The following is a 16709-nucleotide window of genomic DNA, read 5'->3' on the forward strand; positions in this document are numbered from 1 at the left end:
GTATTCTAGATTTTATCTGTAAAATAAAGGGAAAAAATCGTGATTTTATATAGTGAAATTCAAGTTGAAAACCCACTAAAATACTAGTGAGGAATCGTTCTCATGTTAGGTTTTCTGACATGGGTTTTATTTTTGTCAAGAAAATTATTTGTGTTCAGGAAAAGTTATTTTGTTGTCAGATTTAATTTTTTGATTTATGATTTTTAACAGGGACAAAATGTAGTGAATTGTCGAATAATATGTAATACTCTTAATTTCAAGTTTTATAGATATAGAATGAGAGGTAGAGTGACACATCGAAGAGGGGGTTACAACAAATATGAAAAGAATAGGACTTGCATGGCAAATTTTAATTGGACTTGCCCTAGGTATCGCGGTGGGGGCAATTTTTTATGGCGATAGCACAGTTGTAGGGTACCTAAAACCAATTGGTGATATTTTTATCCGATTAATTAAAATGATCGTTGTGCCGATTGTTGTAGCAAGTATTGTTGTTGGAGTTGCTGGTGTTGGCGATGTTAAAAAACTAGGCCGATTAGGCGGGAAAACAATTCTTTATTTTGAAATTATTACAACAATTGCAATTGTTGTTGGTCTACTGGTAGCGAATATTTTCCAACCAGGAAAAGGCGTGAATATGGATCAATTAACAAAGACTGATATTTCTAAATATGCAGAAACAACAGCTCAAGTACAAAGTCATTCGTTTGCAGATACATTTGTGAATATCGTTCCAACGAATATTATGAAATCATTGGTTGAGGGCGATATGCTTGCGATTATCTTCTTCTCTGTACTATTTGGTTTAGGAGTTGCGGCGATTGGTGAAAGAGGAAGACCGGTTCTTCAATTTTTCCAAGGTGTAGCAGATGCGATGTTTTACGTGACTAACCAAGTTATGAAATTTGCACCGTTTGGTGTATTCGCATTAATTGGTGTAACAGTTTCGACGTTTGGTTTATCTTCATTAATTCCATTAGGGAAATTAGTCATAGTTGTATATGGTGCGATGATTTTCTTCGTTGTAGTCATACTAGGACTTACAGCGAAACTATTTGGAATTAACATTTTCCAATTCTTTAAGATTTTAAAAGACGAGCTGATCTTAGCATATTCTACAGCAAGTTCAGAAACAGTTTTACCAAAAATCATGGAGAAAATGGAGAAATTCGGTTGTCCGAAAGCAATTACATCTTTCGTTATTCCGACAGGTTATTCATTTAACTTAGATGGATCAACTTTATATCAAGCAATTGCAGCAATTTTCTTAGCGCAAATGTACGGTATTGAATTATCCATTACACAACAAATTACATTATTACTTGTATTAATGGTTACATCAAAAGGTATTGCGGGTGTACCGGGCGTATCATTCGTTGTATTATTAGCAACACTTGGTACAGTAGGTATTCCAGCTGAAGGTTTAGCCTTTATCGCTGGTATTGACCGTATTTTAGATATGGCTCGTACAGCAGTTAACGTTGTAGGAAACTCTTTAGCAGCTGTAGTTATGTCTAAGTGGGAAGGTCAATATGACGCTGAAAAAGGACAAGCTTATTTGAAAGAGATTTCTGAAAAAGGTCAAGCAGCTTAATTATAATTTGAACAAGCTCTCACATAATATGTGGGGGCTTTTCTATATAGAAGGGGAGCGGACGTAATGAAACGTAAATATGGTGACGGTTCTTCGTGGAAGCGACTAATAGAGAAGGATTATACGGTTAAGCAAGTGGAAGAAGGAATGCTAGGAATATTAGAAATAAAAAAGGTAAGAGAACCTAGTTGTAAAGAATATGATAGTAAAGAACTTTGTATCGCAGGGAATCAATATACGTGGATTCAATATTTCATAGACGGGAAAAACTTTGCGATTACAGCTATGTTAGATGATCAGAAAAAATTAGTGCAATATTATATCGATGTGGCGAAAGAATATAAAATTGACGACCGTGGTTTACCGTATTTTGATGATTTATATTTAGATGTAGTGTTATTACCGAACGGTAAAATGTATATATTGGATGAAGATGAGCTAGAGGATGCTTATAAAAGTGGCGATGTTACAAAAGAAGAGTATGAGTTAGCTTGGTACACTACGAAATGGATAATAGATGCAATAAAAAATAGTGAATTTTATTGGATTTCAATATTGGAAGAAGAAATCAAAAAGTTAAAATGATTGTTGTATTCAAATTTTTGTATAATTACCAAAAAAATCTATACAAAAAATAATTGACTTTTGTTTTGTAAGCGAGTAAAGTTAGGGAAGAAATTATTATTAAAAAATAAATATGAAACCTTCTTATAAAGAGAGGCGGAGGGACTGGCCCTACGATGCCTCGGCAGCGGACTCGATTTCAGAGTGCTGTGCCAAATCCAGCAAGCATGTGCTTGAAAGATGAGAAGAGCGTTCCTTATAGATGTATAAGACCTCTTCTCATTGGAAGAGGTCTTTTGTTATTCATTAGAAAAAGGTTGAAACTAGGGAGAGATGGTACTTTGAAAGAAACGAGAGGAAATGGTTTGGCTTTATTACCACTTGGGATATTTTTGGCGCTATTTATTGGTTCTGGAATTATTACAGGTGATTTCTATAAATTGCCGATACTTGTAGCAATTTCAATTGCTGTAGGAGTCGCTTTAGCAATGAATCGTAAAGAAAGTTTTAATGTAAAAGTAGAACGATTTGCTAAAGGTGCAGGGAACCCGGATATTATGATTATGGTTCTGATTTTTGTACTTGCAGGAGCATTTTCTGAAACAGCAAAAGGGATGGGCGGCGTTGATTCTACAGTTAATTTAGCGTTATCCATTTTACCGCAAGGATTTATCGTAGCTGGAATTTTTGTTATAGGGGCATTTATTTCATTAGCGATGGGAACTTCAATGGGAACAATTGCTGCATTAGCACCAATTGCTGTAGGTATTAGTGGGCAAACTGATATCTCTATTGCACTTACGATGGCTACTGTTGTTGGTGGGGCGATGTTTGGGGATAATTTATCATTTATTTCAGATACAACAATCGCAGCTGTACGTTCACAAGGAACAGAAATGAAAGATAAGTTTAAAACGAACTTTTTAATTGTATTACCAGCAGCTATTATTACAGTTGTACTATTAGTAATCGTTACTTTAGGAAGTGACACGCAGATTAAAGCGCATAGCTTTGACTGGATAAAGATTTTACCGTATGCAGGAGTACTTATTACAGCATTGCTTGGTTGGAATGTACTTATTGTGTTAACTGGTGGAACTGTACTATCCGGCGTTATAGGTCTTTTAGATGGGAGTTACACGTTAGAGAGTTTCTTTAAAAGTGTAACGACTGGAATGGGCGGTATGATGGAGTTAGTATTACTTGCTATTTTAATTGGTGGTATGGTCGAACTGATTCAATATAATGGTGGTATTCAATATTTAATGAATATTTTAACTCGTAACATTCGTTCGAAAAAAGGAGCAGAGTTCGGTATCGCTGGCTTAGTGAGTATGACGAATATGTGTACAGCGAATAATACGATTTCTATTATTTTTACAGGTCCACTTGCGAAAAACATTGCAGATCAATATGAAATTGATCCTCGTAAATCAGCGAGTGTATTAGATCTTTTCTCATGTTGTGTGCAAGGGTTAATTCCGTATGGTGCGCAAATGTTAACGGCAGCAGGATTTGCGGCGTTATCTCCGATTGAATTGTTACCATATGCGTTTTATCCTATCTTAGTTGGAGTATGTGGAATTATTTCTATATTAATTGGTTTCCCGAGGTTTTCTAAAGTAGCGGGAAAGAAAGAGTATCACAAAACAGCATAATTTAAAATGAAGTTTATGAATAGTAATGAAAGCCGTACAGAGAATGTTCTCTGTACGGCTTTTTATGTGCGATAAAAGAGTGAATCATCCTATCCTACCGCATATTTTTACAAAAGGCTGAATGCAACTCAGTCTTAAGTCTGAGTCGAAAACGGTTCTTAAGCTCGTTATGGAAAAGTGAAAAAATAGTTAAGATAAGAGTATCAAATCGAAGGGAGGCAAGCACAAGATGAAACAATTTCTAGCGTTTATCGCGGCTGGTATTTTAGCTTTAATTGCTCTTGGCAGTCTTGCTGGTATTATAGGATTCGCAATTGGAGCAGGAGTTGTGTACTGGAGCTATAAATCATTTGTGCGAGCACAATCATTTTTTGGAAAGTTAGCTTGGGGTATTGTTGGTTTGATCGGCTTGTCCATCGCCCTTTCTCATTCCCCAGCATTAATCGGTATCGCAGCATTAGTAGTTTTATACTACGGATACCGTGAGTGGAAAAAAGAAAAAAATGTAGTTGTTGATTCTGCACCAGAAAGTTCTAAACCATATAGCAACTTTGAAGATGAGTGGAACAAGTTAATGAAAAACTAATAAAAAATTAATAAAAACCAAATCAAATTGATAAAGTAGAAGAGAGGAAGATTATAATGAAACAATCTTTATTCGGACGTGTACGCGATGCAATTTTAGCAGATTTTCATAATGTGTTAGATGAGAAAGAAAGAAAAAATCCAATCGCGATGTTAAACCAATATTTACGCGATAGTGAGCGTGAAATAACAAAAATTGAGAAGTTAATTGAGCGCCACAAAACATTAAAATCTAATTTCGCTCGTGAGCTTGAGCAAGCACGTTATTTCGTTAATAAAAGATCAAAGCAAGCGATCGTCGCTCAAGAAGCAGGCGAATTACAGCTACATGAGCGTGCGCTAGAAGAAGTAGCGTATTATGAAGGGCAAGTAACTCGATTAGAAGAAATGTATGCAGGTGTTGTAGATCAAATTGATGAGTTAGAGCGTCGTCTTGCTGAGATGAAAAATAAATTAAAAGAAATGCACGCAAAACGTATGGAATTAATGGCACGTGAAAATATGGCACATGCAAATCGTCGTATGAATACAGCGATGCATAAAATGGATGAAAATAATCCGTTCTTACGCTTTGAGGAAATTGAAGATCATATTCGCGACTTAGAATCTCGTATAAATGAGGAGCATGAACGTGACACATTTGATATGAAGATTGCAAAGCTTGAGCGTGAAATGAAAGAGAAGAATGATGTATCGTTAACGAAAGAGTTAACAAAATAATAGTAGTATATTATAAAACAGGCTTATGATATAGTGATAGGAGAAAAGGTGTTGGAAAGCAATGCCTTTTCTTCTATGTATATGTAACAAGAAGGGGGGAGCTGAAATGAAGAAACAATTTTCAAAAACACAATTAATGGGGATGCTCCTCATCATATTTGGATTCGGTCTTTTTCTTGATATGATACTTGGACATTTTGAACCAGGTGGTCTCATTTTTGCATTTATTATGCTTATGTTTGGAAGGCATTATCGTAAGAAGAATCGTTATGTAAGGGGAAATGTCTTTTTATTTGTTGGTGGTATCGTATTTTTATTCTTCTTATTTTCATCAGCAGCATTTGTTCTTGTCGTATTTGCTTGTTTAGCTTTAATTGGTTATCAACTGATTCAACAAGGACATCAGCAAAAAGCAATGAAGGTTGAAATTAAAGAAAAAGGGATTATAGACGAAGAGAAGCAAATATATCGTACAGAACCATATTTAAAAAATATGTTTGTAGGGAATATACGAATGATGGATCATATTTATGAACTTGAGGATATTAATGTTCAATATGGTGCTTGTGATGTGGAAATAGATTTAACAACTGCTATGATTCCAGAAGGAGAAACGGTAATTGTTATCCGAGGTGTCGTTGGTAATATTCGTTTATATGTGCCATATGATATTGAATTGTCTTTAAATCATTCTGTTATTGTCGGACGTGTGCTCCTGCCAGGACATGAAGAGACAGGATTTAATCGCAATGTTACATTTAGAACAGAGCAGTATAAAGAAGCGCCTCGTCGTATTAAAATTATTTCTTCGCTTGTCGTAGGCGATACGGAAGTGAGGAAAGTATAATGAAGAAACAAAAAAATATTTCGTGGATGTATATTCGTTATTCTATGTTGTCTTCTGTTAGTATTGCACTCATTTGTACAATTGTATATGTATGGAAAAGCGAGCAACAAGTGTATGATTTATTATGGAAGGAATCCATCGCTTCTGTTCCAATTGGCTTGTTTATTATGACTACAAGTTTACTTATCGGGGGAATTGTAGGATATGCAATCGGTTACTATATAGAGCAGCGTATACAAGGATTAAATACTTTTCTATTTGAAGTGGAGCGAGGGAATTTTCCGAGTGATGTTTCGTTTACTGCAGATGATGAATTTCATGAAGTAGAACGAAAAGTAATCGGTCTTGCTCGTCGATTAGAGGAGCAAGCTGGACTCTTTCAAAAAGTAACGAATGAACGAGCTCATTGGAATGAAGAGATGAGACAAGAAGCGATATCTCAAGAAAGGCATCGATTGGCGAGGGAGCTGCATGATTCTGTAAGTCAGCAGCTTTTTGCAATGTCGATGATGATGTCGGCTATTAATGAACAAGTAGCTGAAATTCCAGAAACGACAAAAAAGCAGTTGCAGCTCGTTGAAAATATGGTTGTAAATGCACAATCAGAAATGAGAGCGTTGCTTCTTCATTTACGGCCTGTACAATTAGAAGGTAAGAAACTGACACAAGGTATAGAGGAATTATTGACGGAATTATCGCGAAAGCAACATATGAAAATTGAATGGCTAATCGAGCCAATAGAATTGAAAAAAGGTGTAGAAGATCATTTATTTCGTATTGTGCAAGAAGCTTTATCCAATACTTTACGACATGCGAAAGCGAAGAAAACGGAAGTACGTCTTCGGAAAATTGATCAATATGCAATTCTAAAAATTATTGATGATGGCGTTGGATTTGAAGTCGGAGTGAATAAGGCTGGTTCATATGGTTTAAGATCAATGCAAGAGCGTGTTCATGAAATTGGTGGGACATTAAAAGTACTTAGTTTCCCCGCTAAAGGGACACAAATAGAAGTAAAAGTACCGATTATGATTGAGAGAGGGGGAGAATCATGATAAAAGTGTTACTTGTCGATGATCATGAAATGGTTCGAATGGGTGTATCAGCATATTTATCAACGCAGCCAGATATCGAAGTAGTTGGAGAAGCTGAAAATGGAAGAAAAGGTTCAGAGTTAGCACTGCAATTAAGACCAGATATTATTTTGATGGACCTTGTCATGGACGAGATGGATGGGGTTGAAGCAACACGTGCTATTATTCAGGAATGGCCAGAAGCGAAAATTGTAGTTGTAACGAGCTTTTTAGATGATGAGAAATTGTACCCTGTTATTGAGGCGGGAGCGACAAGTTATTTATTAAAAACATCAAGAGCAAGTGATATAGCAGACGCTGTACGAGCTACTTATGATGGAGAAACTGTATTAGAGCCAAAAGTTACTGGTAAAATGATGTCTCGTATGCGTCAGAAGAAAGAACAACCTTTGCATGAGGAGTTAACAGAAAGAGAGTCTGAAATTTTGTTATTAATTGCAGAGGGGAAAAGTAATCAAGAGATTGCAGATGAATTGTTTATTGCTCTCAAAACAGTAAAGACACATGTGAGTAATATTTTAAATAAGCTAAATGTAAGTGACCGGACACAGGCAGTTATTTATGCGTTTAGACATCAATTGACGAAATGATAAAGTGAAACTTTAATCAGTGGGGGGTATCTCCGCTGATTATTAGTTTACGCCAAATCTTTTTATTGACGTTAACAAATGTAAGCGTTATCATTAAGTTGTTAACAGTACATACAAAGGGGAGAGAGTGTATGTTAGTTCAAACGATATTTGGCATGGATAAGTCTAAAAAATTAGGGGATTATGTGAACGCATTACAAGCGCTTTGTGAACAATATAATGTTGAAACAGATAAAATTGCAATTGTTGAGGCGACAGAAGAGTACTATTTATTTTTAGTAAAGCAAGAAGATTGCTACGATGTTATCAAAGTAGAAACAGTGGATACAAATATCGAATATTATACGAAAGCGTATAAAATAAGCAGTTTTAATCATACTGCTTATCAAAAGTAAAAAAACTCCCTTTCGGGAGTTTTTTAGGATGCTTTTACTTCGCGGGAATCGGTTATTAAGGGAACTTTTTTCGCACCGCTTAACTTAGCGATTGTAAGGCCGATAATAGCCCCGGCTAATGCTGGTATTAGCCAGCCAATTCCTTCATTATATAAAGGGATAAATTCAAAATATGGTGTGATAAATGAAACTGAAATGCCACCTTGTTTTAATCCGTCAAATACGCTTACGATTGCTGCTCCAATTAAAGCACCTACATAAACAGAGCGATATCCACCGAAATATTTATGAAGTAACGATAGTAGAACGAGTACAATTGCAACTGGATATACAACAAGTAGAATTGGAACAGAGATGGCAATAATTTTCGTTAAACCTAAGTTGGCAACTAATAATCCTAATGCACAAATGATACTCGCGAACATTTTGTATGAAAATTTAGTCAATAATGTTGAGAAATATTGACTACACGCAGATACAAGTCCAACACAAGTTGTTAGACAAGCGAGTGTAACGATTAGAGATAATAGAAGTAAACCGTATGGACCGAATAATTGCTGTACGATAACAGTAAGTAATTTTCCGCCATTTTGTGCATATCCGAGCGAGACGCTAGTTGCACCGAGCCAGCCAAGTGCACCATATACAAGTACGAGACCAGTAGCGGCAATAAGTCCTGCTTTCGCTGTTGCGATGGCAATGGATTTACGATCCTTCACACCTTTAGAGCGAATGGCATTTACAACGATAATTCCAAATGCAAGCGCAGAAATGGTATCCATCGTTAAGTATCCTTCCATAAAACCTTTGAAGATTGGAGAAGTTTGATACTCTTGCATTGCTGGTCCTGATTGCCCGAGTGGTGTAAATACACTTTTAACAAATAGTAAGAAAATAGAGAGTAATAAAATAGGTGTTAAAATATTTCCGATGCGATCGACAAGTTTAGATGGATTTAAACTAAGCCAAAATACGATAGCGAAGAAGACGACTGTGTATAAAAATAGTGCTAGGTTACTAGAACGAATTGTTTCTGGTAAGAAAGAACTAACACCCATTTCATAAGCGACATTTGCAACGCGTGGAATTCCCATAGAAGGACCGATTGCGATATATACAACTACAGTAAAGAAAATTCCGAATAATGGGTGAACATGACTTGCGAGTTGTTGCATGCCGTTTCCTGATAAAGAAATTGCAATAACAGTTAATAATGGTAAACCGACTCCTGTTAGTAAAAATCCAATCATTGCCGGCCAAAAGTTTTCACCTGCATTTTGTCCAAGCATGGGAGGGAAAATTAAATTACCTGCCCCAAAAAATAAAGAAAATAGCATAAGACCCGTGAAAAAAATATGTTTTTTTGATACAGTGTTCATTGTTTTTCCTCCTTTTTTAAATTCATTTGTAAGAACACAAAAAACTCGTCCCTAAAGAAAGGGACGAGTTATATTTACCCGCGATACCACCCTAATTTATACATGTAGAAATGAGTCTATATGTATACGGCTTTACAACGTACAACATGATACGTGTTCCTTGTAACGGGGGACAGCCGGTAAGAACTTACTGTAACATTCGGTTCTACTTCTCGGAGATGATTTTCGGTTACGCACTGAACGTTGGCTTTCAGCAAATCGCCAACTCTCTGGGGGACAGTCCTATAACGTACTCGTTCTCGTCAATGAATTTTTATTCAAGTATTCTGACAGTATTGTCACATGTTTTTTTTTGAAAGTCAACATTTTTTTGAAAGGTATATTTATATATGGAAATATTGAATGTGATATTCGTTGTTGTAAAGGGAATGGTGAATTGTAAAATGGGAGTAAAAATTTGTAGAGAATTGTAAAACTTATAGAGAAAGTTGATATTTATAGGAGTAAAGAAGGTATTGTTTGAATTTACAGAGAATAATACAACAATCCACTTGCTGGAAAGAACAAACCAAAAGAGGTGACTGGAATGCTTGCGATGGGAGTATTATTTGGCATTATTGCTATAATTGGTTTTATGTGGTTATATTATTCGCGTTCGTTTAAACAAGCAGAAGTTTTACTCTTTCAAAAAGGTAGTTTGTTGACAAATCAGTCTAGATATTTAGTATGTCCGAAGTGTGGAAGTGCACAGGCCAGAAGTGGAGGATATCAAGAGTGTTGCAAAATTAGATTATGAAAGAAGGAAGCCTCACATTATGTTGTGAGGCTTCCTTCCTTACAATTTCATGGCGCTCCAAATTGTCCACCGATCTCTTTCGATAATAGGAGAGATGCTTTGTAATGCGGTCTGGACCTGTTGTAGAAGTTGAGAAAGTTCATGATCTGTTAATTCATATAGAATGGATCGACCTGTTCGAGGTGATAAATCTTGTAGCAATGCTTCTACAGAATCATGTATTTTTCGTACTTCCCATTGTGTTTGAGAGGGGAATACGTGAAGAAAATATTTTTGTAATTCTTGCTGTATCGTGGTGGTTTTTGGCCGCCTTTTTGATTCTATTTCAATGAGTTTTGGAAAGGTAGAGAAAAAATATCCACGAATGTGTTCGGGGCTTTCAGGAATTGTACAATCTTCAATAGTTCGGTCTTGTACAATAAGTACACCGTTTTTCTTTAATATACGAGAAGCTTCACGTAAAAATGCAGGAATGTCTTGTAAATGATGAATCACTGCGCGCGAAATAACAATGTCGAATGTATCATTAGGATATGGGACGTTATGTGCATCACCGTGAATGAATGAAATATTTGGAAAGCCGCTACAATTTTCTTTTGCAGCTTGTAATATTTCTTTTGAAAAATCAAGTCCAATGACATTTTTGGCCCCCATAAGAGCAAGTTCTTTCGTATAAATCCCGCCACCACAGCCGATATCAATTATTTGCTTGTTTTGTATATTTGTAATACTTTTTATCATTTCTCCCCAAGAAATATGGGCGTTTCGCTGTGCGTATGTGTATTTATTATTTGCATCGTGAAAATTAATGGACATGAAAAAGACCTCCTTTCAATACTTAGTATAGCGTATTTTATAGTGTTTCACGTTTTTGTTTTTTATATGAAGAGTATAAGAATTTCTTATTGTAAAAGGAGGATTAAGTTGAAAAGGAAATATGTATTGTTGTTATTTGCTACGTTACTAGCATCTTGTGGTCAAGTAGAGCAAAAAAAAGAAACAAAAAAAGTGGAAGAGACGGTGAATGAAGTGAAAGAAACGAAAGGGGTAACCGTTATACAAAAAAAACATAAAGAGAAAAAGTTACAGGAATCAGAAGCTAAGTTAGTAATAGACATTATAGATAAAGCGGAAAAACAAGAAGTAACAGGTAGTTTTGGTGAACCGGAATATGAAATACAAATTAATAGGGATGGAAAAAAAGAAACATATTATGCGTGGCTAAGAGGAGAAGACAGACGAGGATGGGTACAATATAAGAAAGCTATGTATATGCTGAATAAAAAAGATACGGAAAAGCTTTTGGCTATATTTCCAAATGTTTCAGAACAAAAAGAAGACGAGATGCAGGTAGGTCCTTTAACGGATGTAACAAAAAAAGATTTGCAGATTACTGCGTTTCATATTAAAGCAGGCGATCAAAAAGTGAATTATACGGTGCGGTATACGATTTCACAATCACTATACAACAAGTTAGAGAAGGAACAAGAGTATTATTTACAAGTCGTTTTCCCAGAAAAAGTTCAAAAATTAATTGGAGCAAAAGAGAGTGAAAAAATTTCAGGTGAAAAGGTAAAGGAAGGGTATAAACAATATGAATTGCATGCTACTGTTCCGGTAAAAGATGCTTCAGAATCACAATTAAAGTCATTAGAAACATATTATGAAAATTATGATTTGAAAATATTAAATAGCAAAAAAGAAAAAATAGGTGTTTTTCAAAATATCATTCAAATTGTTAAAGAGTATGGTGAAAAAATGGATTTACAAAGATAAAATGAAACTTTAATTAGCCCTGACAGATCGGGATGAAGGTAATTAGTAAAGTTTATATGGCCTTTCCTAGGAAATGATAATAGAGAGGGGAAAACACCCCCTCTCTATTATTTTGCTTTTGCAGATGGCTCATTCATTGATTTTCGTGTAATAAGAAAAGAAATCATAAGAGCGGAAAGGATGACAAGGGCAATAAATACGTGATTGGGCAACAAATCTAATAATAATACGTAACTAACGGTATAAAAAATAAGAGTTGAAGCTAAAAACGATAGAGCGCCTATTATGAGAGATTGTAAATTCATTTGCAAACACCTCCTTATATTTATACTTATATTTTTGGCTAAAAATGGATTAAATAAACATTATTTCTAACGATAGAAAAAAATATGTCATAATAGAGAAAAGAATAGTTTTGATGAATAAATATGATTCATTAATGAGAGATAAAGGAGAGGAATATGAAAAATAATAAAAAAGGATTATGGGGAATTATTGTTGCAATAGGGCTATTTTTACTTTCTAAGTTAAAGTGGGTATTTGCAATTTTTAAACTAGCAAAGTTTTCAACGGTATTTAGTATGTTTCTATCACTTGGTGCATACGCGGTTATATATGGTTGGAAATTTGGGGTAGCGCTCATTTATTTGTTGTTTATTCATGAAATGGGCCATTTATGGGCTGCGAAAAGAAAAGGTATACCAACATCGCCAGCAATATTTATTCCATTTATGGGCGCTCTTATTGGGATGAAAGAGATGCCGAAAAATGCAAAAGATGAAGCTTACATCGCCTTCATGGGACCTCTTTTCGGATTGTTGTCATTTTTACCTGCGATTCCACTTTATATAATAACGAAAGAGCCATTTTGGGCATTAATTATTTTACTTGGAAGTATGATTAACTTCTTTAACTTGATTCCGGTTTCTCCATTAGATGGTGGACGAATTATCTCAGTTGTAAGTACAAAGATTTGGGGAGCGGGTCTTATTGTATTGCTCGGTTATGCCATTTACTTTAAAAGTATTTTGGGAGGATTTATTTTTATTATCGGCTGTATGGAATTATATAGAGTAATAAAGAGAGATGAGCCAATTAAGGAATTAGGATATAGAATTGATGGAATGAAAGAATATGTTGCAAGACTTGAAGAGGAGTTAAAAGAAACAGGTGCGGTGCATCGAAATATATATATGATGCAACATGAAATAAATATATTAAGGCAAAAAGAAAGAGAGAAAGAATTAAAAGTAGGAGAACTTCAAAAGATTGAAGTGTTAGAGCATCTTTTACCAAAGTTTGAGCCGCTTGATTACGTTCCATATGAAGATGAAAAAGAAACGCATACAATTCATATAAGAGAAGCATTTGAAATGTCAGAAAGAAAATTACAGGAATGGGAGACGGAAAAGAGACAACAGGAAAACTATTATAAAGTTGATATGAAAACAAAATGGACAGTCTTTGCTTGTTATATCGGATTAATGGCTATACTCGGTTACACAGCTTATGAAGGGTACATTGTTTTACAAGAACATTTACCAACGAGAAATGTATAGAAAAATATTGTCGAAATGATAGGAAGAATTTATACAGGAATTATATTTCTACGAGAGAATGTTACAAGTATAGTCATACTTTGTAATATCTTTAGTAGAGAAGGAGTTCTGTATATGAAGAAATTGTTAATTGTATTCGGGATTATTATCGTAATGATCATTGCGAGCTATAGTCTTATGAAATTGCTATTACATTATGCGAATAAGCCTGCTGAGGTAAGTACAATAGCTCAAATAGAAGATGTGCAAGAGGAGACAAAAGTGCTAGATTTTATTCGTATGACGCATGAAAGTTATAATAATTTCTTAAATTACGGTAAAGCAGAGAATTATACAGAAGGAGACTGGAACCAATTTAAACAATGGTTTCAACAACAAGAATCGTCTTTAAAAAATATACATACAGAAATAAAGAATGAAAAAATAAAACGTGATGTAAATAGAAGCTATGAAATTGTAAAAAAAGGTGTGGAACTTCAAAATATTGAGTATGTAGTTTATGCACATCGTGTATACCATGACTTAGATATTATTGTAAATAAATATAGAGGTGAAACGAACATCTGGGGGTATACAGAGTTTGGAGATGGAAAAGATATAAGGGTAATTGAACAAGCTATACAGTCCAAATAATAAGCTAGCTAGAATTCTAGTTGGCTTATTTTCTTTTGTAAGTGCAATGTTCATATATTATTCACAAAAACACCGTGTTAATAGTGATTAAAATCACAATATGTACTATACAATTCAGTTAAACTAAAAACAGTTAAGGAAATAGAGGAGTGGGATACAATGTTAAGTGCAAAAACAATTGAAATCGTAAAGTCAACAGTACCATTATTACAAGAAAAAGGCGTTGAAATTACAACGAGATTTTATCAAATTTTATTTTCGGAACATCCGGAGTTATTGAATATTTTCAACCATACAAATCAGAAAAAGGGAAGACAACAACAAGCGCTAGCGAATGCTGTTTATGCAGCTGCAACGTATATTGATAATTTAGAAGCTATTATTCCAGTTGTAAAACAAATTGGTCATAAGCATAGAAGTTTAGGTATTAAAGCAGAGCATTACCCGATTGTAGGTACATGTTTACTACGTGCAATTAAAGAGGTCGCAGGTGCACCTGATGAAGTTTTAAATGCATGGGGAGAAGCTTATGGTGTCATTGCTGATGCATTCATTAGCATTGAAGCAGAGATGTATGAAGAAGCGGCACATAAAGAAGGTGGATGGAAAGATTTCCGTAACTTTGTGGTTGTTAAAAAAGTGAAGGAAAGCGACGTTATTACATCATTTTATTTAAAACCTGAAGATGGTGGACAAGTTTCTTCATTCATCCCAGGACAATATGTAACGATTCAAATAAATATAGAAGGTGAAACGTATACACATAATCGTCAATATAGTTTATCAGATGCTCCTGGAAAAGAATATTATCGTATTAGTGTAAAGAAAGAAAAAGGTGTAGATACACCGGACGGTAAAGTATCTAACTACTTACACGATCATGTAGAAGAAGGGGATATGTTACCAGTAAGTGCACCAGCAGGAGATTTCGTATTAAATATGGATTCAACATTACCAGTTGTGCTAATTAGTGGTGGAGTAGGTATTACACCAATGATGAGTATGCTAAATACGTTAATTGAACAAAACTCAAAACGTAATGTATGTTTTGTTCATGCAGCGATAAATAGTAATACACATGCAATGAAAGAACACGTTGAGACAGTAGATAATGAATACGAACAAGTTAAAGCATACACTTGCTATTCTGCACCAACTGAAAAAGATATGGAAATGAAGAACTTTGATAAAGAAGGTTTCATTGAAGCTGAATGGTTACAAACTATTATTCCGACAACTGAAGCAGAATTTTATTTCTGTGGTCCCGTACCATTTATGAAGCATATAAATGCTGCACTAACTAATTTAGGTGTGGAACAAGAGCATATTCATTATGAATTTTTCGGTCCAGCAGCAAGCTTACAATAGATGAAGTTTGAAATAAATAAAAAACGAGGTATTATTTTACCTCGTTTTTTATTTGTTCTCGTAACAGCCGATTTACCGTTTCACGGCGTATACCTATGAGTTGACCGATTTCAGTTTGTGTTAATATTTCATATATAGGAATGTCACCTAAATATAGTGTGAACCATTCTTGTAAACGATGTAGACGTTCTTTCGGAGAGACGGTTGTCAATTGATCGATACGCTGTTGCATCATTCTTAATTTTGATTGTAGTTGCATAGCAATATTTGCATATGATGCAGGATTTGCCTGAAGTTGATCGTACCATTCATTACTAATTATAGGTTCAACTTCTGTTTTCATTAAAGCGATTGCTGTACCGTGATATTCCTTCGGTGAAATTAAAGAATGGTGAGGTATCGTTTCACCTGGAACGATAATGTTGAATAGAAATGGTGTTCCATCTTCTTCTATCCGTACTACTTTTAATAAACCTGTTTTTATAAAATATAAAGGACCGTCCTCGCCTTGACGGAATAGTACATCTCCTTTGTGTAGAATCAATGTTAGCCCCCCATTTAAACATTTCTATTTCTTCTATTTTAGCGTATATGTATAAAGACAATATGCTTTTAAATAGCAATTTCATTGACGAAATATATGCTATTACAGTAGTATACTATTTAGTGTGTAATAGTACTAGCAATGAATACGCTGTAGGGGGTTTAGTATATTGTTAGATGCGATAAAAATGACGGATATGAGAATTCCGGCGAATGCTATCATTCATGTAGAAGAGATGAAAGGTGGAGTCGTGTTATCCGTTGAAGTAGACGGCCAAATTATTTATACGATGGCTTATGATGAAGAAACAGATAGTTATGCTGAATTATATGATCGAAACGATAAGAGGGCGTGCCAAGTACATGAGGATTTTATGGGATGGTCACTTCTTCACTAAAAAAGATGTCAATATGACATCTTTTTTTATTAAAACGATAGAATATACAAAGAAATGAAATATAAGGATAAAATTTGTAATAAATGATTTTGCATTGTTAGCACTTTGTAACTGCAAGTGAATTATTTTTTCGCTATCATAAAGATAACAGTCGCAGTTATAGGAGTGGTCAACTTGAAGAAAGTACATATTTCCAATTATATGTTATTA

The 16709-nt window shown here is 34.7% G+C and carries 19 protein-coding genes, 1 riboswitch and 1 other annotated feature; of the genes, 15 read left to right on the plus strand and 4 right to left on the minus strand.

Going from position 1 to position 16709, the window contains the following annotated elements; translation table 11 throughout:
- Window positions 1-319: 319 nt before the first annotated feature.
- The 9 genes from gltP to CER22_RS10660 all read left to right on the plus strand — a co-directional run bounded on the left by gltP (window position 320) and on the right by CER22_RS10660 (window position 8047).
- A complete protein-coding gene (gene gltP, locus CER22_RS10620; RefSeq protein ID WP_087985514.1) occupies window positions 320-1594 on the plus strand; it encodes a glutamate/aspartate:proton symporter GltP in 1275 nt (424 codons plus the stop codon).
- A gap of 66 nt (window positions 1595-1660) precedes the next feature.
- Window positions 1661-2179, plus strand: a complete 519-nt coding sequence (locus CER22_RS10625) for a DUF402 domain-containing protein (protein WP_088062674.1) — start codon at window positions 1661-1663, stop codon at window positions 2177-2179.
- A 120-nt stretch (window positions 2180-2299) separates the two neighbouring features.
- Window positions 2300-2405, plus strand: a riboswitch (SAM riboswitch).
- A 94-nt stretch (window positions 2406-2499) separates the two neighbouring features.
- Complete coding sequence (locus CER22_RS10630) at window positions 2500-3816, plus strand: Na+/H+ antiporter NhaC family protein (RefSeq protein WP_088062675.1); 1317 nt, start codon at window positions 2500-2502, stop codon at window positions 3814-3816.
- A gap of 229 nt (window positions 3817-4045) precedes the next feature.
- Window positions 4046-4402 carry a lmo0954 family membrane protein gene (locus tag CER22_RS10635; protein WP_000808634.1) on the plus strand — a complete coding sequence of 119 codons (357 nt, stop codon included), beginning with the start codon at window positions 4046-4048 and terminating at the stop codon, window positions 4400-4402.
- A gap of 56 nt (window positions 4403-4458) precedes the next feature.
- The gene (locus CER22_RS10640; protein ID WP_075308722.1) at window positions 4459-5121 is read left to right on the plus strand and encodes a PspA/IM30 family protein; all 663 of its coding nucleotides are present in this window, start codon (window positions 4459-4461) and stop codon (window positions 5119-5121) included.
- 106 nt (window positions 5122-5227) lie between these two features.
- Window positions 5228-5968: a cell wall-active antibiotics response protein LiaF gene (gene liaF, locus CER22_RS10645; RefSeq protein ID WP_075308724.1), complete on the plus strand. Its 741-nt coding sequence runs from the start codon at window positions 5228-5230 to the stop codon at window positions 5966-5968.
- On the plus strand, window positions 5968-7023 hold the full coding sequence (locus CER22_RS10650) for a sensor histidine kinase (protein WP_064476649.1): 1056 nt from the start codon (window positions 5968-5970) through the stop codon (window positions 7021-7023). The genes liaF and CER22_RS10650 overlap by 1 nt, the downstream gene beginning before the upstream one ends.
- Window positions 7020-7652: a response regulator gene (locus CER22_RS10655; RefSeq protein ID WP_000598709.1), complete on the plus strand. Its 633-nt coding sequence runs from the start codon at window positions 7020-7022 to the stop codon at window positions 7650-7652. The genes CER22_RS10650 and CER22_RS10655 overlap by 4 nt, the downstream gene beginning before the upstream one ends.
- Before the next feature lie 98 nt (window positions 7653-7750).
- A complete protein-coding gene (locus CER22_RS10660) occupies window positions 7751-8047 on the plus strand; it encodes a DUF3922 domain-containing protein (protein ID WP_131932946.1) in 297 nt (98 codons plus the stop codon).
- A gap of 23 nt (window positions 8048-8070) precedes the next feature.
- Here the strand turns inward: CER22_RS10660 and brnQ3 are convergent, their stop codons facing one another.
- Window positions 8071-9426, minus strand: a complete 1356-nt coding sequence (brnQ3, locus tag CER22_RS10665; RefSeq protein WP_088062677.1) for a branched-chain amino acid transport system II carrier protein BrnQ3 — start codon at window positions 9424-9426, stop codon at window positions 8071-8073.
- 56 nt (window positions 9427-9482) lie between these two features.
- Window positions 9483-9741 (minus strand) — a binding site (T-box leader).
- Window positions 9742-10012: 271 nt separating this feature from the next.
- On the opposite strand from brnQ3, the gene CER22_RS10670 reads away from it, so the two are divergent.
- Complete coding sequence (locus CER22_RS10670; RefSeq protein ID WP_000880630.1) at window positions 10013-10222, plus strand: hypothetical protein; 210 nt, start codon at window positions 10013-10015, stop codon at window positions 10220-10222.
- A 39-nt stretch (window positions 10223-10261) separates the two neighbouring features.
- Here CER22_RS10670 and CER22_RS10675 read toward each other — a convergent pair whose 3' ends face one another.
- Entirely contained in the window at window positions 10262-11038 is a 777-nt protein-coding gene (locus CER22_RS10675) for a class I SAM-dependent methyltransferase (RefSeq protein ID WP_088062678.1), read from the minus strand.
- 108 nt (window positions 11039-11146) lie between these two features.
- Here CER22_RS10675 and CER22_RS10680 point away from each other — a divergent pair, with 108 nt between their 5' ends.
- Entirely contained in the window at window positions 11147-11998 is an 852-nt protein-coding gene (locus tag CER22_RS10680) for a hypothetical protein (RefSeq protein ID WP_142291698.1), read from the plus strand.
- A 107-nt stretch (window positions 11999-12105) separates the two neighbouring features.
- Here the strand turns inward: CER22_RS10680 and CER22_RS10685 are convergent, their stop codons facing one another.
- Window positions 12106-12303: a hypothetical protein gene (locus tag CER22_RS10685; protein ID WP_001053356.1), complete on the minus strand. Its 198-nt coding sequence runs from the start codon at window positions 12301-12303 to the stop codon at window positions 12106-12108.
- A gap of 156 nt (window positions 12304-12459) precedes the next feature.
- Here CER22_RS10685 and CER22_RS10690 point away from each other — a divergent pair, with 156 nt between their 5' ends.
- From CER22_RS10690 to hmpA, 3 genes are all read left to right on the plus strand, one after another.
- The gene (locus CER22_RS10690) at window positions 12460-13557 is read left to right on the plus strand and encodes a site-2 protease family protein (RefSeq protein WP_075308733.1); all 1098 of its coding nucleotides are present in this window, start codon (window positions 12460-12462) and stop codon (window positions 13555-13557) included.
- Between the two features lie 114 nt (window positions 13558-13671).
- Window positions 13672-14190 carry a hypothetical protein gene (locus CER22_RS10695; protein ID WP_000734814.1) on the plus strand — a complete coding sequence of 173 codons (519 nt, stop codon included), beginning with the start codon at window positions 13672-13674 and terminating at the stop codon, window positions 14188-14190.
- 159 nt (window positions 14191-14349) lie between these two features.
- The gene (hmpA, locus tag CER22_RS10700; RefSeq protein ID WP_088062679.1) at window positions 14350-15558 is read left to right on the plus strand and encodes an NO-inducible flavohemoprotein; all 1209 of its coding nucleotides are present in this window, start codon (window positions 14350-14352) and stop codon (window positions 15556-15558) included.
- Window positions 15559-15589: 31 nt separating this feature from the next.
- On the opposite strand, the gene CER22_RS10705 is transcribed toward hmpA, so the two are convergent.
- Entirely contained in the window at window positions 15590-16102 is a 513-nt protein-coding gene (locus CER22_RS10705; RefSeq protein ID WP_000600574.1) for a Crp/Fnr family transcriptional regulator, read from the minus strand.
- Window positions 16103-16271: 169 nt separating this feature from the next.
- Here CER22_RS10705 and CER22_RS10710 point away from each other — a divergent pair, with 169 nt between their 5' ends.
- Window positions 16272-16499: a hypothetical protein gene (locus CER22_RS10710; protein ID WP_000882907.1), complete on the plus strand. Its 228-nt coding sequence runs from the start codon at window positions 16272-16274 to the stop codon at window positions 16497-16499.
- Window positions 16500-16709 lie beyond the last annotated feature (210 nt).

Source organism: Bacillus sp. K2I17, from assembly GCF_002209985.1.
Classification (GTDB): Bacteria; Bacillota; Bacilli; order Bacillales; family Bacillaceae_G; genus Bacillus_A; species Bacillus_A wiedmannii.